The following is a 21,289-nucleotide window of genomic DNA, read 5'->3' on the forward strand; positions in this document are numbered from 1 at the left end:
TGTCTCCTTAATTCACTTGCTTGAGATGGAACAGGCGGTGCTTGTCGATCGTGGTTTCGAAGCCTTCCGGAACCACGAAGGTGGTGGCATCGGATTCGATGATGGCGGGGCCCACGATGTGGTTGCCGGCCTTGAGCGATTCCATCTTCCAGAGCGCGGCGTCTACCCACTTCTTGTGGCGATAGAAGGGGCGTGTACCCAGATACGCTTGCTGGGGCGGCGTCGGTCCGGCATCGGGATCCTCCGGCAGCACCGGTTTCTGGGTGGTGACCATGCCACGCAGGATCGCGCCGGTGATCGAGAAGCCCAGTTCCGGCGAGCGGGCGGAACTCGCGTAGACGCGGCCATAGGTGGTCTCGAAGGCCTCGACAATCGCGTCCCAGTCGGCGGCCGTGGCGGCCGTGGCGACCGGTGAGACGATCTCGAGGTCGTTGAGCTGACCCATGTACTGCATCTTGTAGCCCGGAATCAGAATGACGTCCTTTGCCTTGAAGCCGTTGTTCTCGAATTCCTCGACGACCTTGACCGCCAGTTCCGACCAGGCTTCCTGCAGGGTCTGGCAGGCCGCTGCCTTGTCAGTGTCCGGCGCGAATTGCGCGACGCCGAGATCCACCGACTTGTCGTAGCGATACTCGAAGTCGGCGCAGGCGCAGCCGAACGCCGAGAAGCCGGCTGCCCAGGCGGGCACGACCACGTCCTTGAACCCAACGCCCTCGGTATAGCCGTAGGTGTGAACAGGGCCGGCTCCGCCATAGGAGAAGCAGGTGAATTCCGCCGGGTTGTAACCCTTGGCGCTGATGTTGGCGCGCAGGTACTCGGACAAGGTAAGGTCCAGCAGTTCGATGACGCCTGCGGCAGCATCTTCCACAGACAGGCCCAGCGGATCCGCGATCTGGTCCTTGATGTGCTGGCGAGCGCGGCTCACATCGAGCTTGATGGCGCCACCGAGGAAGTTGTGCGGATTCAGGTAGCCCAGCACGACGTGGCAGTCCGATACGGTGACCGTGTCGAGGCCGCTCTCGGGCCAGCAGGTGCCCACACGGTAGCCGGCACTATCGGGGCCGAGCTTGATGGACTTGCTGTAGGGGTCGAGGCGCACGAAGCTGCCGGCGCCCGCGCCGACCGAATCCATCGCCACCAGAGGCAGGGAGAGCACCAGGCGGGCCATGTCCGGGTCCGATTTGATGGCGAAGTTGCCCTTGGTGATCAACGCCACGTCGAAGCTGGTGCCGCCGATATCGGAGCAGGCAATGTTCTCGTCGCCCAGGGCCTCGCCGAGCAGCCTGGAGCCGATCACGCCGCCGATCGGGCCGGAAACGATCGTGCGCGCGAGCTCCTTGGCCTTCCAGCTGATGGTGCCGCCGTGCGTGGCCATCACGCGCAGATCGAACTTCGCCCCGTGCTTGCTGAAGCGGTCGCTGACTTTCTTCAACGTCTGGCGCGAAGGTTCCGCGCCATAGGCCTCCAGGATGGTGGTGTTCATCCGGTGGCTTTCCTTGCGCGACGGGTAGTAGTCCACCGAGGCGAAGACGGGGACATCTGCCTTCAGCTTCTTTAGCTCTTCGCGCACGATGTCGCGGGCGCGCTGTTCGCTGGATTCATTCTTGTGGGATTGCAGCAGGCAAATGACGATGGCTTGCGAGCCAGCCTCAACCAGCTCCCGGGTAGCATGGCGGACTTCGTCTTCACGCAGGGGGATCACCACCTTGCCTTGCACATCGGTGCGCTCGGTGACGCCACGCGTGCGCGAGACCGGCACCAGGGGCTCGTCGTAGCGATGGGTGTTCAGATGGATGCGGTCTTCCAGCGCGTAGCCCAGGTAGCTCTGCAACGCGCGGCCCATCGAATGGATCTGCTCGAAGCCGCGGTTGCAGATGAGGCCAACCGCAAGGCCCTTGCGCATGAGGATCCGGTTGAGCATGGCCGTACCGGAATAGACGCAGGTCACCAGTTCGGGATAGACGTCGTCCACGGTCCGGTCCCAGTGGGCGAGGGCATCTTCGGAAGAGTTGTAGATGGCAAGGGATTCGTCACCCGGATTGCTTTGCGCCTTACCGACCACGAAACGGCCATCCGAGCGCACAAAGAAGGTGTCGGTCATCGTGCCGCCGGCATCGATGCCCATCACCTGGATGGTGGACTGAGGTTGCATAGTGCCTCCTATCATTGATGTAGTCGTAGTGGGAGATCCCCACGTCCCATCCATTGCAGGGGGCGTGCCAGCGGTGGCCAACACCTCGGGCCGTGCTTGATCGGATAATGAAATCAATACGTTGCGTGCGTTCCCCTTGCCAATCGCCGATACATGGGGGCTGCCGACGCTGTCCGGATTCCTGACGCGTGTGCAGCGGTGTCCGGGATCCGGACGCGTCACGGACAGGTGGCCCGATTGGTGACGGCGAGCTGCCTGACGGTATTGACTACAGTTGCCATGAGATTAGTTGTCCAAAATTTTAAGGCATCGATCTGGTCACTGCGACTCTCGCCATATACACACCACGTGCAGAAGTGCTCGCAGTTATTGGAGATCAGCCGATAACGATTCTCGCCAAGACGCGAGTAGGCCCGGCGGCTGGCTTCCATGCCGGCGAATCTGGCGTCGGGGCTTTGCCTGATCCAGACCGGGTGCCCATGTGCGAACGTTGCGAGCGAGACCTCCTGCACTGGGCCGCGACGCAGTGAGCGCGAGAGCCCCGCGTAATGCACCACCTTCCCGGCCCCCGCATAGAGACCGTGATGCGTGTAACCAAATCGGCCGGTGACCAGGTGGGTGCCGATTGTCAGATCCGCGCCGGCATCGGTCTTGACAACCGGGCGCCTCGTTCTCGTTGAATCTTTCATGGTCTTCACCGCAGTGCGCTGACTCTCGTACAAGACCAAGGCATACGGTGTGCCATCGCCACCAGCGATCGGCGGGGGGGAGCTTCGGGCCCGAGTTGCAACTCGGAACAGGAGCGATCGTCCCCAGCGGGGAAGCGTTATGCTCACTTCCGTCGGTTGGACAGCGCTGATGTCGCGATGCCCCGGACCCGGGGAACTCTCGGTCTATCCGGTATCGCTGGAAGACGTTCGCGAATTCAACGCCCTGAATGCTGCTATCGCTGTTCGGAATCCGGACGTCCAACACAGAAGTGTCCGGATTCCGGACGCATTCTTACGCTTGCTGCAGAGCACAAGTTATTGATTTGAGGGGTTTATTGACTTTGCCAGGACGAGGGGCTACGGTTGCTGCAACCAATGGAGTGTGACCGTCCCATGCCGTTCTCCCAATCCGGCGTCCTGATTCCCCGCAGCAGCGACGATCCTGTCGTGGCCTCGGCCTGGGAGCGTTTTCTGCAGCATCAGCCCCTGGCGGGAGAGGGGGTGCGCGGCGTCGTCCTGGCTTCGTGGCAGCGGTGCCGTTCCGAGGCCGTTGATCCTGCCAGGCACTCTGCACCTGGGGCCGCCGCCGAGCGTTTCCGTCAGTTGCAATGGCAGAACAGAGATCTCTGCGGTGCTGCGCGTCCGGCACTCGATAGTCTGCGCGATATCCTGAGGGAATGCGGCACCCTCATCATGCTCTGCGATCCGGGCGGCACCATTCTCCAACTCAATGGCGAGACCAAGGCCCGCGGCGTCGGCGAGAAGGTCAATCTCGCCACCGGGGGGTGCTGGAATGAAGACGTCATCGGCACCAATGCAATTGGCACCGCAATCGCCACCGGTGCTCCGGTCCAGATCCATGCCAGTGAGCATTTTTGCCTGGACGTCAAACGCTGGACCTGCGCTGCTGCACCTATTCTTGACCCCTTTACTCGCACCCTGCTAGGCGTGGTGGATGTCTCCGGCGTCAAGGAGACGTTTCACGGCCACACCCTGGGATTGGTGCTGACCGCTGCACGGCAGATCGAAGGAGAGCTGGCTCGCCTCGACGTGGAGCTCCACGAGCGCCTGCTGGCCAGCGCCATCGATCATTTCATCCGCTACGCCAGCGACTACGTTGTGCTCGTCGACAGCCGCGGACGCATTGTCCGCACTTCCGGAAATGCGCAGGCGGCGAGAGAGATGCACGACGTGCGGTTGCCGCTTCTGCAAACTGGCAGCCAGGTGCCAGGACTCAACCTCGCACTGTCCGACGCTGAGCGATGCGGCCAACGCGCTGAATGGTTGCGCCCAGAATGGCTGCACTTAGTGAAGGACCATGACGCTACGCTCGGTACGATGCTCGTGATTCCGCTCGGTGCGCAAAGGAATCGAACCACCATATCGCCGCTGCCCGCGGCCACGATGACACTGGCGGGAAACGATCCTTTCGGCGAAATCGTTGGTGCAAGCGAGGTTCTGGCGGCGACCAAGGCACGCGCTCGCCGCATTGCCCCTCTCGACCTGCCAATTCTGCTCCTGGGCGAGACCGGAGCCGGGAAGGAACTCTTCGCCCGGGCGTTGCATCGAGCGGGTAACTGCGTCCAGGGCCCGTTTGTCGCCGTCAATTGCGGTGCCTTGACCCGTGAGCTCCTGGCCAGCGAACTCTTTGGCTATACCGAGGGCGCTTTTACCGGTGCGCGTCGTGGTGGCCTTCCAGGCAAGTTCGAGCAGGCAGATGGCGGCACACTGTTCCTGGATGAAATCGGCGAGATGCCGCTCGACATGCAGCCCCACCTGTTGCGGGTGCTGCAGGATGGCATCGTGGTCCGTCTTGGTGATACCCGCGAGCGGCGTGTTTCAGTGCGCGTCATCGCCGCCACTAACCGTGATTTGCAAAATGAGATCGCCACCGGGCGCTTCCGCGAAGACTTGTACCACCGCCTCTGCGCGGTCAGCCTGCAACTGCCTCCGCTGCGCGACCGGCCTGGCGACATCGAGGCAATCATCGAGCATCTGAACGGCAAGCTCGCACGCAAATATGGCTGTGCGCCCAAGCGGCTTGAACCGGCTGTGTACCAGGCGCTTCTGAGCTATCGTTGGCCGGGCAACATTCGCGAATTGCAGAATGCCTTCGAAGTGATGTTCGCGCTCAGCGAAGGCAACGTTATCGATATATCTCTGTTGCCCGCGTCCATTGCGCAGACCAGGAGTTCACTTCCCATATCAACTTCCACGTCAATCCCTGCTTCATTCGGTCGCCTCGACGAAATGGAGAGACAGGCAATACTCGGTGCGATCGCGAATGCCCATGGAAATATTTCGATGGCTGCGCGAACACTGGGAATTTCGAGGAGTACGCTTTATGTGAAGCTGGCCACGATCCGGGCCCAGCTTGGCAACTCAGGCGCCGTCATGTAGAGATTGCGCGCGGGAATTCAGTGTGCCGCGGAGCAGGTTTCAGGGTTGGCGCCGTAGTCCATCCTTTCTTCCACAGGCCAGATCGGCGCTTTTCACGCAGCGTGATAGTCGGCGCACGCTAGCGTTGGTGGGGCACGGTATTTAACATAATTAAGTTTGTCGATGTTTAATTCGGATATCTAAACGTACGCATTGACTTTCCTGGCATCCATGGTGCCTTGCGTACGCGTGTCACTCGGCAAGGATCGCGTCACCGAGGAAATACGGGTGTGCGAAAGCGTCGGCGTTCAGTGACGAGACGGGCGTTCACCAAAGCGCGGCACATCTGATTTCGGCTCGCTCTCCGACTGATCAGGCTGGCGCTGCGCGGTAGCCGCCCGATCGAGGCGCCGGCTATCCATCGTCGTTCGCCGCTCCTTTGCCAGCGCTCGGCGTAGCTTGGACTTGAACATGGAGTTTCTCCTTGTGACTACCTGGACGGGCTCAAGGTGCCGCGGGAGAGTACCTGTGCGCAACACCGTTGATGCATGTGCGCTGTGCGAAGCCAGCGGGCCAAGGCGAAGGCGGGGCTCAAGACTTCCCGGATGAACTCGAGCATCTCGCCCCCTCTCTTGGCCATGAGCACATGCCGAAGAGCTGCTTCGGCGAACTCTGCACCAATACCTCCACCGAGCCTCCACCGAGTCGTCCATCTGTTGCGCACCCAGCCCGTAACTCCCATTTCCCGGTCCAGAACCTGGACGTGCAGGGGTCAACCCTTTCTCGCAGGAGCGAGAAGCTCGGAACGTCCAATCACTTCTCGCGTGCTCTCCGGCTTGTCTGAATCCGAGAATCCGGCCGCCTCAAGAATGGGTGTGAGGCCCTTGAGCTCTGCTTGCGGCTTTGCGCTTCGCACGGTCGCCATGCCCTCGTTCCACGCGTACAGCATCTGCTTCGCAATCCAGTGCCATCGAGGTTCGTTCTTCGCAGCCTCGACAACTTCTTTCCCAGTTGATACGGCCGAATCGCAGAGCGCCTCGACCATCTCGCGGTAACGCCGAGGCGGGATGCCCAGCCGCGTGTTGAAGAATCGCTCGAGTGTTTTGCCCGGGGTCCAGGTCTTGCGTCCGTCGACACTGAGCCCGGGTGGATTGCTGGCAAAGCGGGGGTACGCCTGGGTGGTCACAATGTCGTACACGGGGGTGTACGCGACGTCGTTGATGTTCGAGTAGAGCAGAGCAATGTTCTTCGAGTGGCAGTCCGCGTTGCGAACAACGTAGTTGGTCAGTATCAGCCAGCCAAAATGTTCGGCCTGCTGTCTCCAGTTCGCACTGCTGATGTAGGGCTTCGTTGCGTTTAGCACCTGCTCTGTCGAAGGCCGATATTTCTCATGCGGCGGGAGACCGAGGAGGCTGCATGCGTCCTCGACGCCGTATGCAGGCATCCCAAATTCATCGACGTCAAAGCGGTCGACGACCAGCACACGCCCGTCGTCAGACATGGTTGTTTTGGCGACTCGAACTACGTCGAGTCTCGCGAGCACGCGCATCGTGTAATGCTCATTGAACCCAAGGTAGGGCGTCTGCTCGTCCGAACCCTTGATGATGTGCCGGCTGGTGCGCAGCGTCTGCTTGCCGACTGGCGTTTGCGCGGAGGAAACCTCCGGCGCCAGGAACTTCGGCACCGCGCCCGAGATGGCGGCGCGCGCGTAGTACCTCACCAGCTCCGCGAAGTGCTCGGTCGAGACGTCCTGATGAAGCAGGGTATTCAGGTCAAGCGGGTCGAGCTCACCACCGGGCTGGCCGCCCTCAGGCGCCACTGTCACGCGGCCAATGCCGGCGCCGCCTATGACGGCGAGCAACGACAGGTCCGTTCCGTCGAGGAGGGGGCCGAATTCCTCACGGATGACCTGAAGAAGGAATCCTTCGGGCAGGTTCTGGCGAAAGAATGGGTGCAAATCGCGGGGCCACACCCACGGTTCTTCGCGAACAGGCATGGCCAGGCTGACGCAGTCCTCGGGTGACGCATCGGTGCTGTACCGAAGCGCATAATTGTCTTGATGGCGGTACAACTGCGCGACGGGCTTGCCCTTGACGTAGACGTGAAGGCGCATGCTCAGGCTCCGGATTGTTTCTGTTCTTTGAGCACGTCGTCGAGCGTGCGGGCATGACCGCGTTTGACGACGCGGAGGTCGTAGCCGGCCGCTTCGAGGAGCCGGACGAGCACCGCCACGCTCATGTCACCACGCGCGAGCGTCTCCATGCGCGCGAGCGTTGTGCGAGCGACGCCCGCGCGTTCAGCAAGGTCTTTTTGCGAGAGGCCCGCGTCGCTGCGCGCCTGCTTGAGCATCTCTCCAACGTCTGCCAGATTCGTCACTTGTAGCCCAGGGGCCTCACAATTGCCTAAAAACGATGAAATTGTAGCCTAACGGCTACAATGAGACAAGGCGCGCTTGTATCCCCTGGGACACAAAAAGCGAAGAATGGATTCACTTGGTGGCCGAAGTGCTACAAAGGCGTCGTCGCCGTCTCCTTGGCGACCCTTTTCAGAGGCTCCGTCCTGCGCCAGTGAGCCTCAATACAAGCGACAACGAGTGAACTGGCGCGGTTCCAGCAAAGTTGACTGAAGCGTCGGGGTTCAATGGGCACTTCGATGGCACGACGATGGTCGCGCCAATGCAGGCGCGCCCGGCGATCCGTCCGCGCGGCGGCGCGCAGCTGAGTGTCCCTCACCTGGGCAGCAAGGCGCCACGAATACAATCAACTGGTTGCGGGTTTTCGACGGTCGGGGAATTTGTCTGCAAGCCGCACCAAGACTGGATCTCAGGTCAGAGTGGCCAGATCGGCTAAAGTCCAGATTTCTGGACGCAGCGAATGACCCGAATCCCATGCTGGCAAGAGATTCCAACAAGATTGAGCCTGGAGCAGTTCGAGCAATTTGTCTGGCCGCATCTGAGCCTGGGCCGGCGCGGACCTTCCCCCACGCTGGCCTTGCACAAAATCTTCAACTACATCCTGCAGGTACTGTACATGGGTTGTCAATGGAAGATGCTGCCGATCGAGAGGAATGCAGAAGGTCACCCTGAAATCCACTATACACGTATCTACCGGATGTTTCGTCGCTGGCAGGCCGACGGTTGCATCGATGCCATCTTTTCAGGCTCGGTGCAGCAACTTCATCAGGACCAGCGGCTTGATCTTTCGATCATCCACGGTGACGGTACCACGACGGCGGCGAAGAAAGGTGGCGACAATCTCGGATACAGTGGGCACAAGCATATGAAGGGCGACAAAGTGGTGGCCTTGTGTGATCGCAACTGCAACGTCATTGCTCCATTTATCAGTGCTCCCGGCAACCGCAACGAATCACCGCTGTTGCGCGACGCGCTGCCCAGTCTTACCGCCATGGCACGCGCCATTGGCGCGGACCTGCGCTGTTCAATCTTCAGCCTGGATGGCGTCTACGACTGCAGGGTCAACCGCAAGGCGATTTTCAACCGCGGCATGATCCCAAACATCCCCGAGAATCCACGCGGGCGCAAAACACCGAAGCGCGGCCGCAAGCAGCGCTATGATCCGGCCATCTTCGAGGAGCGCTTCAGGACCATTGAGCGGGTCTTTGCCTGGGAGGACAAATTCCGCCGTCTGCTGCTACGCTTTGAACGCATCAGTGACGTGCACTACGCGTCATGAATACTCACGCCTATTGCATTCGCATTCCTGATCATAATGCAGGATTCGATACCGAATAGCTGTCGTTTTCTGCAACGATGCGCCTGACTTCGCGCGATCACCAGCGTCCATCGTGGTTCTTCCGTTCGCAGTGAACCGAAACCCGCAACCAGTTGTTGATGAACGTCGACTTCCCGGCTCCGTTCCCACCAAGGAACGCGTGCACCTCGCCAGGACTCACTGACAGGTCGAAGCTTCTAAGGACGCTGGTAGCCCCGAAGCTTTTTACGATTGACTTCGCTAGCAGCAATGCAGGTTGTTCAGACATAGCAAATCTCCGTCGCGAAATCTGCGAACGAACGTCTCCAACTGCCGGCCGCAAGAGCAGTTGGCGGCCAGTCACATTTTCTGAAGGCTTAACCGAGTGGCTGGAAATGCGCCGTGCCGAACTCGGCCATGGTCGTCCGCGCTAGCTCTGTACGGCCTTGTCGTGACGGGGCGATTGCTTTCGGGAAAGGGAAGTCAGGTAATCCATGAACGTCTCCTGAGCGGTTGCTGCACCGCGCAATATTTATATGAGGCAAGACTTTAGGCCACCAGGCGTGCCTGACACGGGTAACATTTCATCTGCTTTCGTGTCCGTATCGCTTGATGTCGAGGATGGCAGCGACCACAGTCCGAAGGCAATGCAGTTTTGTTCAACCGCGGCTGAAAAAAATTTGACCATGAGAATTCCTCCGTTGAAGGCCATCATCGCCTTCGAGAGCATCGCACGCACGAAGAGCGTTAATCGGGCAGCAGAAGAGCTTAACCTCACAGCGTCGGCCGTGAGCCATCAGCTAAGCAATCTCGAGTCAATGATTGGCCAATCCCTGTTTCAACGGACAGGACGTGGTCTCGTCCTCACGCCAACGGGCGAACGCTATCTGGCGGATGTCACGGGGTCGCTGGCAGACCTCAGCCGGGCAACTGAGCGTGCCTCGAGTCAGAAGGAAGTCGACATCCTGCGCGTGCATTCGAGCCCGAGTTTCGGCCTGATGTGGCTATTGCCGCGGCTATCCTCATTTCAGGAAGCAAATGGCGACGTTCAGTTGAACGTCGCCTGCTCGTACGAGAACGTATCGTTTTCGAACGGGTATTACGACATCGACATTCGTCATGGCTATGGAGAATGGAGCAACCTTGAAGTGCGCACGGTCCGGGGCGAATTCATTGCCCCACTGGCGTCGCCGGCCTATCTCGAGCGGCATCCGGTGAAGACTCCAGATGACCTGCTGGCCCAGCGGCTCGTCTATTCGGAGACGCCTCTCGTTCAGTGGCGGCAATGGTTTGGGCGAGCCGGGGTTGCTGGTGCGAACAAGACGTTCGACTTCTCGTTCGACCGTTCCTACATGTCCATCGAGACAGCTTCGCTAGGGCTCGGAATTGCTCTGGAAAGCGTGATGATGGCTTCGCAAAAGATAAAGGACGGCGCACTTGTGCAGGTCTTCGACAATAGCCATTCGGTCGAGGTTGGCGCACATCATCTCGTTTACCCTAGCCAGAACGCCGAATTGCCCCGAGTTGCAAAATTTTTGACCTGGATTGAAGAGGAAATTGAACGCTGCAAGGTGGGCTCGCAGGGATAACCCTAGGGGCTGAAAATTTCTCAGCTACGGTTGAGGGGAACTGCGTTGATGCAAGGTTCGCCGGCGGACAAACTTCGCCTACACCTAGTTCGTCAATGGAGACACCCACATGTTGCTCGAGAATCAAGTCGTTATCGTCACGGGCGCGGCATCGGCACGCGGCATCGGTAAAGCGACGGCAAAGGCGATGGCTGCGCAAGGCGCGCGCATCGCGATTCTGGACCTGAACCTGGCGGACGCGGAAAGCGCTGCGCGTGACCTCGGGGAAGGTCATCTCGGTCTGGCGTGCGACGTCACCGACAAGGAAGCCTGCGTAGCCGCAGCAGATGCAGTCGCTGCTAAATACGGCCGAATCGACGCGTTGATAAACAACGCCGGGATTACGCAGCCCATAAAGACACTCGAAATCTCCAAGAACAACTTCGACGCGGTTGTCGGCGTCAGCCTGCTAGGCACCCTGTACATGTCGCAGGCGGTCATTCCCCACATGAAGAAGCAGCAACGGGGGAGCATCGTGTGCATGTCATCCGTTTCCGCGCAACGCGGCGGCGGCATCTTCGGCGGTCCCCACTACAGCGCAGCGAAGGCTGGTGTTCTCGGGCTTGCCAAGGCGATGGCCCGTGAATTTGGCGGCGACCATATCCGCGTCAATTCGATTACGCCTGGCCTCATCCAGACGGACATCACGGGAGACAAGCTGACCCCTGAGATGCGCGCAGACATCATCAAGGGCATCCCGTTGGGGCGTCTCGGCGAGGCAAACGACATCGCCAACGCGTGCCTCTTCCTGGCGAGCGACCTCTCCACCTATCTGACCGGCGTCACGCTCGACGTCAACGGCGGCATGCTGATTCACTGAAGTAGCGTTCGCTTCAGACGTTGCCCAAGCATACGGCGCACTTGGATTAGCCGAGGCGTCTTGCCGCTAAAGCGGCCCAGAGACATTGCGCTGAGCCCATCACTGCGATGGGCTCAGATGACAGGAGACATTCCATGAAATCCAGACTGGCCACACCGGGAATCGGTGCAGACCTTTCCGCTTCCAGCGATGCAACGAACTTCGAGGCGAGAACCTACGCAAAGGTCGCCCGTCGTCTGATTCCATTTCTGATGCTTTGCTATCTCGGCGCATATCTCGACCGGGTGAACGTGGGTTTCGCAAAGCTGCAGATGCTCAACGACCTTCGCTTCTCAGAAACCATCTATGGCGTGGGCGCAGGCATCTTCTTTCTGGGCTACTTCCTCTTCGAAGTACCGAGCAATCTCATCCTTCACAAAGTTGGCGCAAGAAATTGGCTCGCGCGCATCATGCTGACCTGGGCGGTGATATCCGCGAGCTTTGTATTTGTGAAAACGCCCACTACATTTTATATTTTGCGCTTTCTGCTCGGCGTTGCTGAAGCGGGATTTGCGCCGGGCGTGATTTTGTACATGACCTACTGGTTCCCCGCAGCCAGGCGCGCAAAAGCGCTCTCGATGTTCTTCATGGCTATTCCGATGGCCGGCATCCTCGGTGGCCCGCTCTCTGGCTGGATTCTGCATTCATTCCAGGGAGCCCAGGGACTTGCAGGATGGAAGTGGCTTTTCATGCTGGAGGCACTCCCATCGTTGCTTCTTGGTATCGCAATTTTTCTGTATCTCGACAACGGCATCGCCAGTGCCAAATGGCTTTCAGACGATGAGAAGGCGTTACTCAAGCGCAACGTGGAAAGTGACCGTACAGCGACTACCCAACACGTGTCCATCCGCGCCTTCATCCGCGACCGCCGTCTTTGGCTAATGGCTGGAATTTACTTCTGTGTGGTCCTCGGTCAATACGGACTGACGTTCTGGTTGCCGACAATTGTTCGCCGCACAGGTGTCGCCGACCCGCTGTGGGTTGGTGTGCTGACCGCGATTCCTTACATTTGCGCCATCATCGCGTTGCCCCTTCTCGGAAGTAGCGCCGATAAGCGACGTGAGCGCCGTTTGCATCTGGCAATTCCAATGCTGGTTTCTGCCGCCGCGTTTGCCACACTGCCGATGTTGGGAAGCGTAGGCGCGTCGATTGTCTGCGTAAGCATCGCTGCTGCCGGCATCCTCGCCTCTTCGTCGCTATTTTGGGCGCTGCCCACTGCGGTTCTCAGCGGCATGTCCGCCGCAGCCGGAATTGCCGCGGTCAACTGTTTCGCTAATCTGGCCGGCTTCTTTTCGCCCGCCATTGTCGGATGGCTCAACGACTGTACCGGCAAGGCAACAGCAGGCCTCATCTTCATTTCGACGGCCATCGTGCTGGGTGCGGTTCTGGTGTTCTTCGTGCCCGCAAAGACTGTCAATCGCTGAACGAACTCTTTCAAGGAGACGAGTAAATGAGTACAACCGTCATCGAGGATGTGTCGCTCGCTGAGCGCGCATACCGCATCCGCCGCAACGCTTTGCTGATGGGCGAAGTACAGGGCCAGGGTTATATCGGCCAGGCGCTCGACATCGCTGACGTTCTGGCCGTTTCATATTTCGGCGCGATGAACTATCGCGCGGCGGAGCCAGACTGGGAGGACCGGGACCGATTCCTGTTGTCGAACGGTCATTACGCAATCGCGCTCTACGCCGCATTGTTCGAAGCTGGCATTCTTCCCGAAGAAGAGCTGGAGACCTATGGCAGTGACGACAGTCGTCTGCCGATGTCCGGCATGGCGAGCTACACACCGGGGATGGAAATGTCCGGTGGGTCGCTTGGCCAGGGGCTAACGATTGCTGTCGGCCGATGTCTCGGACTCAAGCGTAAAGGCTCGAAATCGTTCGTGTACACGCTCTTCTCCGATGGCGAACTCGACGAAGGCGCCATCTGGGAGGGTCTTCTCTCAGCGGCACACTGGAAGCTGGACAACCTGATTGCGATGGTCGACGTCAACAATCAGCAGGCCGACGGCCCGTCGACGCAAATCATGGCCTTCGAGCCGCTCGTTCCGAAGCTTGAAGCGTTCGGCTGGTACGTACAACGCGTGAACGGGAACGATATCAATGCCGTGAAGGCAGCCTTCGACAACGCTCGAAACCTGAAGGAGGCGAAGCCGAGAATCATCGTGTGCGACACGAAGATGGGCTGCGGCGTACCGTTCCTCGAGCAACGGGAGAAGAACCACTTCATCCGGGTGGATGCACATGAATGGAAGTTGGCGCTGGAAGCACTTGATGAAACTTTTGCAGGGAGCAAAGCATGAACTCGGTCGTCGATAAAAAGCCTCGTCTGAAGACCTCGGCGATGATTGCATCCATCGCCGGTGACGGCCAGGTGACACGCTCCGCGCCGTTCGGACATGCACTCGTCGAATTGGCGCGAGCGAAGACGAATGTCATTGGCATGACGGCCGACCTGGGCAAGTACACCGACCTCCATATCTTCGCGAAGGAGTTTCCGGAGCGGTACTACCAGATGGGCATGGCAGAGCAACTTCTCATGGGTGCCGCCGCTGGCTTCGCCCACGAAGGAGCGCAGCCCTTCGTCACCACCTATGCGGTATTCGCGACGCGGCGCGCGTACGACTTCATTCATCAGACCATCGCCGAAGACAACCTTGATGTCAAAATCGTTTGCGCCCTGCCAGGCCTGACGACCGGTTATGGCCCGAGCCACCAGGCCGCTGAAGACCTCGCGCTCATGCGCGCGATGCCGAACATGACGGTAATTGACCCGTGCGATGCGCTCGACATTGAACAGATGGTACCGGCCATCGCCGCGCACAAGGGTCCGGTCTATGCACGACTTCTGCGTGGCAACGTGCCCGCGGTGCTCGACGAGTACAACTATCAGTTCGAACTCGGGAAAGCCAAGATGCTGCGCGATGGCGACGACGTTCTCATCATCTCGTCGGGCATCATGACAATGCGTGCGCTGGAAACTGCGAAAGCGCTGGCGTCGGACAAGGTGGACGTCGCGGTGCTGCACGTCCCGACCATCAAGCCACTCGACACAGAAACCATCCTCCGCGAGGCAAAGCGGACCGGTCGCATGGTCGTCGTCGCCGAGAATCATACGGTTATCGGCGGTTTGGGTGAAGCTGTTGCAACCACGCTCTTGAGCGCCGGCGTTTCGTGTACCTTCAAACAGGTAGCGCTGCCCGATGAGTTTCTCGACGCAGGTGCATTGCCGACGCTCCACGACCGCTATGGTATTTCGACAAATGTCATGGCGGCCAACATCAAGCAGTGGCTGGCTTAAGCATCGACTGGTCGACTGGCGTTCGCATATCGAAGATGCGTACGCCAGCGCGGTCGCTTTTCAAGCGTCTCCTCAATGTCTCACGTGGCGTGGGTTAGGCCCTCTACGGGTGGGCCTTTTCAGCTCCATGGCGGCAGCCAAGGCCACTTTTCGCTTCCCGAGACGGCAGCAACACACGTTGGGCGGGCGCTTGTCAAGCGGAGCTCTCCGACAGGATAGTTCGTTGGTAGGGCGAGGAAGTGGTAGGCACATTGTAAGCATCGCCGACCGGCACAATATACGCTCGCGGTTGAGGGTGACGCGGTCGTGGTTAAACAAAGAACGGCCTGCTCTCAAAACGGCCGAAACACTGCCGCTGGCGCCGTATGTGAATCGACGAACGTCCGCTGCTGAGCGAGCTGTCGACGGTCAGGATGAACACCGTGACTGGCCGAGATGGGTCGCGTGCTGCCTACCACAGCCTAGGGATGTTCAAGTTGCGTATGCAAATTGCATGAGTCGGTACGCGGCCATCAAGAGCCACTGCTCTTTTCGCCCTCAATGGCCAATCAGCGCCGCGTTCCGGCCGTTCGGCGCTCAAGGTAGACCCTCCCCGAGACACGAGGAGTTGCCGATTCTGACACATTGGTCGACGTAACCTGTCAGCTTGCCGGAATGCGTGCCATGACGATCCACGCCGCGCCGTTGATCATTACCGACCGCTCGCCGGGGAGGCCCGCGAAGGCGGCACGAACCGCGGCCGAGGCGCGGGCGCGGATGTCGTCGGGCTGATCAGCGAGCGCGCGCGACAGCGGACCGACCTCGAGCGTCATCTTCACCGCGTCGTCGATCGCAGCGTCCCGCGTTTCGCCCTCGCCGAATGGGACGGCCGCGTCGAAGGGCGAGATAGCGATATCGGTAAAGCCGGCCGCCGTCAGGATGCGTGCCACGCGCTCCCGGTCGCCGAAAGAAAACGGGCCGGGCGCTTCGGGATCGGGCAGCGCACTCGGTGGGAGGATGCCCTTGAGCGCGCCCACCGGCAGGCGCATCCAATCGTTCTCGGCCACACCGCGCCAGCAGACGAAGGCGACCCGGCCGCCCGGCCGGAGCGCGCGTCGCATATGGGTGAACGCCGCTGTCGGATCGTCGAAGAACATCACGCCGAAACGCGAGAACAGGATATCGAACGCGCCCTCGGGCAGATCGGCGCTGCTGGCGTCGGCCACCTGAAACAGGGCCGGCGTATCGTGTCGCGCAAGCGCGCGGGCTCGGTCGATCAGCGGTTCGGATATGTCCACGCCCAGCACTTGGCCCCCCGCGCCGACGCGGGCTGCCAGAGTCAGAGTTGACGCGCCCGCGCCGCAGCCGATGTCTAGCACGCGCTCGCCCGTCGCGGGCGCGGCGGCTTCTATCGCGGCCTGGCCGAACACCGCTACCAGAGCGTCGAGCCGGGCCTGGTTGGCGACCCAGCGCTCCCCGCTTTGACCGTTCCAGTCACCCACCTGATTCGCACTTTGCTTTGCCATGTCATTCTCCTTGACTCGACGATCCACCCTTCACCGCGTCGATCTACGCCAACCTTTTCGAAGGCGACGACGCAACAGGAGAAGGGAATCTGTGCTCTCAAACCACCATCGACTGCTGGGCGAAGATGCCCGCCATCGCACCCTGCGAGGATGCCTGGGTAACCGATGGTAAGAAGGGCGTGGCGAGGTCGCCAGCGGCGTAGATGCCGGGCATGCTGGTTTGGCGGCGCTCGTCGACCTTGAGAACGATGCCGGTGGGCGTATCCACCGTGGCGAGGCCCAGTGATTCATGCAGGCTTGCCGACGGCTTGTTGCGCGGATTGGCGAACAGGACGTCGACCGCCACGTTGCGACCGGAATCGAGATTGACGGTGGTGATATGGCCTTTCTGGTGGGCGATCTCGATGATCCGGCCATCGACGAGAGGTATGTTGCGGCGCGCCAGATCGGCCTGGATATCGGGCGCAATGTCATGACCATCGGCGAAGACAGTCAGCTTGTCCGTCCAATCGCGGAACAACCTGACCGACTGGTACGACTGCGGGCCGGACCAGACGAGGCCCCAATGCTGGCCGGCGACTTCAAAGCCGTCGCAATAGGGGCAGGGCACGATGGACGTGCCCCAGCTTTCGGCAAAGCCCGGAACATCCGGCATCTGGTCGGCGACACCATAGCTCAGGATCAGGCGGTGCGCCCTTAGGCTTTCGTTATCGTCAGTGACGACGCAGAAATCGTCGATGGTACCAGACACGCTCTCGGCCCGGGCATTGACCAGCCTGATCGTTGGATAGCGCGTCAACTGCTGCCGCGCCTCGATCAGGATGTCCAGCGGCGGCTTATGATCGTGGCCGAGCAAGCCATGCGAGTGGCCCGCAAAGCGGTTGCGCGGCCGGCCGGTATCGAGAACGGTGACCTTGCGGCGGGCACGGCCAAGCTGCAGGGCGGCGGCTAGGCCGGCAAAGCTGCCGCCGATGATGATGACGTCATCCATGGTGATGGGCTCCGTGTTGTGGATGGAGGGGGGCTGGGCGTGGTTTGCAATATCGTCCGGCGATACGCGTTCGAGACGGCCAGCGGGCAGGGCATCGGCATCGGCGAGAAAGGCGCCCATCACTGTGTTGACCGGTCGGACAATGCCGCATTCGATATCGCCGGGCGGCCGGGGAAACCTGATTCGGACAACCGGTTGAGACCTGCCCTTGGCTTGCACATTTAAGATACTGCGTGGTATCGTATTGCAAGACTTTGAATACTGTCAAGTACTGGAATTGTCGTGACCGAAAACAGCCAGGGCCGGCGGGGCCGGCCCGCCAACGAGGCGCTTCGCCAAACGATAGTCGACGCCGCCTGCGAACTCTTTGTGGAATTGGGTTTTCAAGCGACGACCATGGACAAGGTCGCGCAGCGGGCGAAGATATCCAAGCTGAGCATCTATCGGCACTTCGAGAACAAGGAGGCGCTGTTCAGCGCGGCCATGGTGGCCCGCTGCGATCAATTTGCACCGCAGGCCCTTTCTGAAGGCGTTGACGGTTCGGCTGAAGATCAGCTCATGGCGGTGGGATCATCCCTGCTTCGCACGCTGCTGAGCCCGGACGTCCGCAGTGTCGAAGCCATGGTCTTGGCCGACAAGACGAATCAAAAGGCGTTAAGCAAGCTCCATTACGAAGCCGGGCCAGCCCATGTCATCGCTCAAATCGAGGCCGTATTGCGTCAGTTGCATGCGAAAGCGATGCTGAACGTACCCGATGCTCACTTGTCCGCCCGCTTGTTTGCCGCGCTTTTCAAAGGAGCCGATCTCCTGTTGATCGTACGCTTCGATGAGGCGAGAGCAGAGGACGACAACGAAATCGAATCCTATTGCCGGTCGGCCGTCGCCATGTTCATCGCTGCGCACGGTGGCATCTAAAGGTGCGCTATTGCGGTCGATGAAGAACGCGCGGCATGCATACGCTGTTCGCCCTGAGCAACCTATGGATGATGCGAGGACGACTAATGGGCGAGGCCATTGCATGAGCGCAAAAGCCGTCCGCGCGAGCAGGCAGAGCACGCTTTACACACGATAGCGGTCGCTACTGCGGCCTGAGTGGAACGACAGAGAAGGGTCGAGACGAGCCTTTGCCCGTGTTCGACTATAAGACAGCTGAGCAACGGGTGTCGGAGGGTCTGACTGACGACCTGCTTCGCCGTGTTCAGGCAGGCGCCGCGGGTTGATCCACTATGCAGTCGTGGGCAAAAGCGCCGCGTCTGTGGAGTGAAGATCCTGTGTGTCATTACGGTCCTCCACCAGGATCACGAGCGTTCCGGCCGCAAAAGAATGTCAGGTTCACATCAGGCGATATGTCCGTTGCTGCTCAAATAGCCCGGAGGGATGTCCACATAAGCCGCTGCACGGTCTCGGAGGCGGGCGGGATTGTTCGCGAGATCCTTCAGGTCAATTCGCCTTGAGCCGCTTTATCGCAGCGCAGCGACTTTCTACACTCATTCCATCGCAGGCCGGTTGGCGTGGGAAGCAGCCGGTTCCGTTCAATGCCATCGAATCGATTGGAGAAAAGGATATGGGCAAGCTCGCAGGCAAAGTGGCCGTCGTCACTGGTGCGTCGAAGGGAATCGGCGCAGGTATTGCCAAGGCGCTCGCGGCGGAGGGCGCTTCGGTGGTTGTCAATTACGCAAGCAGCAAGGCGGGTGCCGACGCCGTCGTCGCCGGGATCACATCGGCCAACGGCAAGGCGATTGCAGTTGGCGGCGATGTGTCCAAGGCTGCAGACGCGCAGCGCATCATCGACGCAGCGATCGAAACCTATGGCCGCATCGACATCCTCGTCAATAATTCGGGTGTCTATGAGTTGGCGCCGATCGAAGAGATCACCGAAGAGCAATTCCACCGGCAGTTCAATATCAATGTGCTCGGCCTGCTGCTCACGACACAAGCCGCTCTGAAGCATTTAGGCGAGGGTGCGAGCATTATCAACGTGAGTTCCGTGGTGACCACAATCACGCCGCCGGCGAGCGCTGTATATACCGGCACGAAAGGCGCTGTTGACGCAATTACGGGTGTGCTTTCGCGCGAACTGGGGCAGCGAAAGATCCGCGTGAACGCAATCAATCCGGGTGTCGTGATCACCGAAGGCACGCACGCGGCAGGGATCGTCGGGTCGGACTTCGAAACGATGGCGGTGAGCCAGACGCCGCTCGGCCGTGTGGGTCAGCCGGAAGACATCGCATCGATTGCCGTGTTCCTCGCATCCGACGACTCAGGCTGGCTAACGGGCGACCGCATCGTCGCGAGCGGCGGCATGCGCTGACGATACTCAGACGCAGCAACGCATTTCGTTCTTGAGCTGCGATGAAGAAGCCTTGGCATCTACAGGCGCCGAGGCCTTGTTCTTATCGATCGGGTACGTGACGGCTACCTTGACACTATGGTCCACGACGCACTTGAGATTGCGGAGCAGGCCTGCGTGTGAACGCAGGCACTGCTGGACGGCGATCAGCCATCGGTCGCTGTGCGTTAAGGGTTATTCGATGCCTGCCATCGGCCACAGGATTGTGACAGTGCCTCCGCGCATGTCGGCAGGCGTCGAATAAGCCTCGATGGAGGAAACCGCGGAGTGCCCCGAAGCGCTTGAAGTCTTCGCGGCTATGGCGATTGATAGGCCGGGATGCACAGTGGTGCCGGATGCGGCGCGTTCAGGCAGGATGCCGGACGGGCACTGACGCGATGGCGAAGCGGTGCTGAGGTGCGATCGCGGTGATGACGCGGGCTTGGGAGGCGCTTCGAGAAGCGACACGCGCAAACGTCCGCTCGTGGGCCGCGTTGCCGCAAAGCCGACGGTCGGTTCGGATATCGAGGAGCCATGAAGTTCATGTCTGATCCCGGCGTATTGGCGGTGCGCGGATCGGAGCGCTGCGCGCGAGGATGTCGACGACGATCATCGGTGCGCCACAGTGCCGGCAGATGAAGACGGGCCGGGTTTCGATGGTGGCGTTGTCCGGTGACGGGCTGATCACGGGTTCGACGTGTAGCAGATCGCGCACCCTGGCGAGCCTGATGCGGTGTACCGGGTTGGCGAGCAGTCCGTAGTGACGGATGCGATGGAAGCCGCCAGGCAGCACATGGAGCAGGAAGCGGCGCATGAATTCGCCGGTTTCGAGGGTCATGGTCTTGTAGCGGGTGTGTCCCTTCGCGCGGTAGTCCTTCCAGCGGAACGTCACACCGCGCTCATCGAAGGCGACCAGACGCTGGTTGGAGATGGCAACGCGGTGCGTGTAGCGTGAGAGGTACTCGAGCACCGCCTTCGGTCCGGCGAACGGGCGCTTGGCGTAGACCACCCATTCGCAGGTACGCAGCGGCGCAAGCCAGCGGGCAAGGGTGGCGGGATCAGCGAGCCCGGTGTACTCGCCGAAGAACTGCAGCTGGCGATTCCGGTGGGCCAGTTCGAGCGCTTCGAGGAAGCGCCGGCGGAACAGGCGTGAGAGCACGCGCACCGGCAGGAAGAAGCCGGGCCGGCACGCAATCCAGCGCTCGCCATCGGGCGAGAGTCCGCCGCCGGGTACGATGCCGTGCGCGTGTGGATGATGCGTGAGCGCCGAGCCCCAGGTGTGCAATACGAGCGTGGCCCCGATCTGCGCGCCGAGATGCCTGGGATCGGCAGCGATCGTGCGCAGCGTGTCGGCGGCGATGTCGAGCAGCAGGCCGTAGATGATCCGTTTGTTGTGCCAGGCGATCGCGCCGATGGGTGCGGGAAGCGTGAAGACGACGTGGAAGTACTCAACGGGTAGCAGGTCGGCCTGGCGCGCCTCCAGCCAGCGGTGTGCGGCACTGGCCTGGCACTTCGGGCAATGGCGGTTGCGGCACGAGTTGAAGGACACCTCCGTCCTTGCGCAGCCTGAACAGCGCAGCACATGTCCGCCCAGTGCCGCCGTGCGGCACCGTTCGATGGCTGACATGACCTTCAGCTGCCCCAGGCTCAGGTGTGTCGTGGCTCGCCACGCTGGCACGTGGCTGCGGAAGATCTCCGCAACCTCCAGCATGAGGCGTTGCGGCTG

General features: G+C 60.5%; 18 protein-coding genes and 1 pseudogene. 10 read left to right on the forward strand and 9 right to left on the reverse strand.

Annotation, left to right across the window (positions count from 1 at the left end; genetic code table 11):
* Nucleotides 1-7: 7 nt before the first annotated feature.
* Both PWP93_RS20020 and PWP93_RS20025 read right to left on the reverse strand, forming a co-directional pair.
* A complete protein-coding gene (locus tag PWP93_RS20020; protein WP_421045658.1) occupies nt 8-2,152 on the reverse strand; it encodes a hydantoinase/oxoprolinase family protein in 2,145 nt (714 codons plus the stop codon).
* A gap of 218 nt (nt 2,153-2,370) precedes the next feature.
* On the reverse strand, nt 2,371-2,841 hold the full coding sequence (locus PWP93_RS20025) for a lecithin retinol acyltransferase family protein (protein ID WP_421045659.1): 471 nt from the start codon (nt 2,839-2,841) through the stop codon (nt 2,371-2,373).
* 414 nt (nt 2,842-3,255) lie between these two features.
* Between PWP93_RS20025 and PWP93_RS20030 the strand changes: the two genes are divergently transcribed.
* Complete coding sequence (locus PWP93_RS20030; protein ID WP_421045660.1) at nt 3,256-5,262, forward strand: sigma-54-dependent Fis family transcriptional regulator; 2,007 nt, start codon at nt 3,256-3,258, stop codon at nt 5,260-5,262.
* A gap of 287 nt (nt 5,263-5,549) precedes the next feature.
* On the opposite strand, the gene PWP93_RS20035 is transcribed toward PWP93_RS20030, so the two are convergent.
* From PWP93_RS20035 to PWP93_RS20045, 3 genes are all read right to left on the reverse strand, one after another.
* Nucleotides 5,550-5,714: a hypothetical protein gene (locus PWP93_RS20035; RefSeq protein WP_421045661.1), complete on the reverse strand. Its 165-nt coding sequence runs from the start codon at nt 5,712-5,714 to the stop codon at nt 5,550-5,552.
* Between the two features lie 299 nt (nt 5,715-6,013).
* Nucleotides 6,014-7,354: a type II toxin-antitoxin system HipA family toxin gene (locus tag PWP93_RS20040; RefSeq protein WP_421045662.1), complete on the reverse strand. Its 1,341-nt coding sequence runs from the start codon at nt 7,352-7,354 to the stop codon at nt 6,014-6,016.
* Between the two features lie 2 nt (nt 7,355-7,356).
* Nucleotides 7,357-7,617: a helix-turn-helix domain-containing protein gene (locus PWP93_RS20045; protein WP_254357385.1), complete on the reverse strand. Its 261-nt coding sequence runs from the start codon at nt 7,615-7,617 to the stop codon at nt 7,357-7,359.
* Between the two features lie 497 nt (nt 7,618-8,114).
* On the opposite strand from PWP93_RS20045, the gene PWP93_RS20050 reads away from it, so the two are divergent.
* The gene (locus PWP93_RS20050) at nt 8,115-8,933 is read left to right on the forward strand and encodes a transposase (RefSeq protein WP_421045663.1); all 819 of its coding nucleotides are present in this window, start codon (nt 8,115-8,117) and stop codon (nt 8,931-8,933) included.
* Between the two features lie 97 nt (nt 8,934-9,030).
* Here PWP93_RS20050 and PWP93_RS20055 read toward each other — a convergent pair whose 3' ends face one another.
* Nucleotides 9,031-9,240: an ATP-binding cassette domain-containing protein gene (locus PWP93_RS20055; protein WP_421045664.1), complete on the reverse strand. Its 210-nt coding sequence runs from the start codon at nt 9,238-9,240 to the stop codon at nt 9,031-9,033.
* A 397-nt stretch (nt 9,241-9,637) separates the two neighbouring features.
* On the opposite strand from PWP93_RS20055, the gene PWP93_RS20060 reads away from it, so the two are divergent.
* The 5 genes from PWP93_RS20060 to PWP93_RS20080 all read left to right on the forward strand — a co-directional run bounded on the left by PWP93_RS20060 (nt 9,638) and on the right by PWP93_RS20080 (nt 14,738).
* On the forward strand, nt 9,638-10,540 hold the full coding sequence (locus tag PWP93_RS20060; RefSeq protein ID WP_421046129.1) for a LysR substrate-binding domain-containing protein: 903 nt from the start codon (nt 9,638-9,640) through the stop codon (nt 10,538-10,540).
* A 109-nt stretch (nt 10,541-10,649) separates the two neighbouring features.
* Complete coding sequence (locus PWP93_RS20065) at nt 10,650-11,399, forward strand: SDR family NAD(P)-dependent oxidoreductase (protein WP_421045665.1); 750 nt, start codon at nt 10,650-10,652, stop codon at nt 11,397-11,399.
* Nucleotides 11,400-11,533: 134 nt separating this feature from the next.
* Nucleotides 11,534-12,862: an MFS transporter gene (locus tag PWP93_RS20070; protein ID WP_421045666.1), complete on the forward strand. Its 1,329-nt coding sequence runs from the start codon at nt 11,534-11,536 to the stop codon at nt 12,860-12,862.
* Between the two features lie 26 nt (nt 12,863-12,888).
* Nucleotides 12,889-13,740 (forward strand): transketolase, encoded by an 852-nt coding sequence (locus PWP93_RS20075; protein WP_421045667.1) that lies wholly within the window; start codon nt 12,889-12,891, stop codon nt 13,738-13,740.
* Nucleotides 13,737-14,738 (forward strand): transketolase family protein, encoded by a 1,002-nt coding sequence (locus tag PWP93_RS20080; protein WP_421045668.1) that lies wholly within the window; start codon nt 13,737-13,739, stop codon nt 14,736-14,738. The genes PWP93_RS20075 and PWP93_RS20080 overlap by 4 nt, the downstream gene beginning before the upstream one ends.
* 641 nt (nt 14,739-15,379) lie before the next feature.
* Here the strand turns inward: PWP93_RS20080 and PWP93_RS20085 are convergent.
* On the reverse strand, nt 15,380-16,243 hold the full coding sequence (locus tag PWP93_RS20085; RefSeq protein ID WP_421045669.1) for a class I SAM-dependent methyltransferase: 864 nt from the start codon (nt 16,241-16,243) through the stop codon (nt 15,380-15,382).
* A 97-nt stretch (nt 16,244-16,340) separates the two neighbouring features.
* Nucleotides 16,341-17,234 (reverse strand): NAD(P)/FAD-dependent oxidoreductase, encoded by an 894-nt coding sequence (locus tag PWP93_RS20090; RefSeq protein ID WP_421046130.1) that lies wholly within the window; start codon nt 17,232-17,234, stop codon nt 16,341-16,343.
* A 282-nt stretch (nt 17,235-17,516) separates the two neighbouring features.
* Between PWP93_RS20090 and PWP93_RS20095 the strand changes: the two genes are divergently transcribed.
* The 3 genes and pseudogenes from PWP93_RS20095 (at nt 17,517) to PWP93_RS20105 (ending at nt 19,545) form a co-directional block, all read left to right on the forward strand.
* Nucleotides 17,517-18,149, forward strand: coding sequence for a TetR/AcrR family transcriptional regulator (locus PWP93_RS20095; RefSeq protein ID WP_421045670.1), 633 nt, complete (start codon nt 17,517-17,519; stop codon nt 18,147-18,149).
* Nucleotides 18,143-18,256 (forward strand): annotated as a pseudogene (locus tag PWP93_RS20100) (IS5/IS1182 family transposase); the annotation flags it as partial. The gene PWP93_RS20095 and the pseudogene PWP93_RS20100, both read left to right, overlap by 7 nt.
* 542 nt (nt 18,257-18,798) lie before the next feature.
* On the forward strand, nt 18,799-19,545 hold the full coding sequence (locus tag PWP93_RS20105; RefSeq protein WP_421046131.1) for a glucose 1-dehydrogenase: 747 nt from the start codon (nt 18,799-18,801) through the stop codon (nt 19,543-19,545).
* Between the two features lie 559 nt (nt 19,546-20,104).
* Here the strand turns inward: PWP93_RS20105 and PWP93_RS20110 are convergent.
* Nucleotides 20,105-21,274, reverse strand: a complete 1,170-nt coding sequence (locus PWP93_RS20110) for an IS91 family transposase (RefSeq protein ID WP_421045671.1) — start codon at nt 21,272-21,274, stop codon at nt 20,105-20,107.
* Nucleotides 21,275-21,289 lie beyond the last annotated feature (15 nt).

Source organism: Paraburkholderia sp. A1RI-2L (genome assembly GCF_048957375.1).
Taxonomy (GTDB): domain Bacteria; phylum Pseudomonadota; class Gammaproteobacteria; order Burkholderiales; family Burkholderiaceae; genus Paraburkholderia.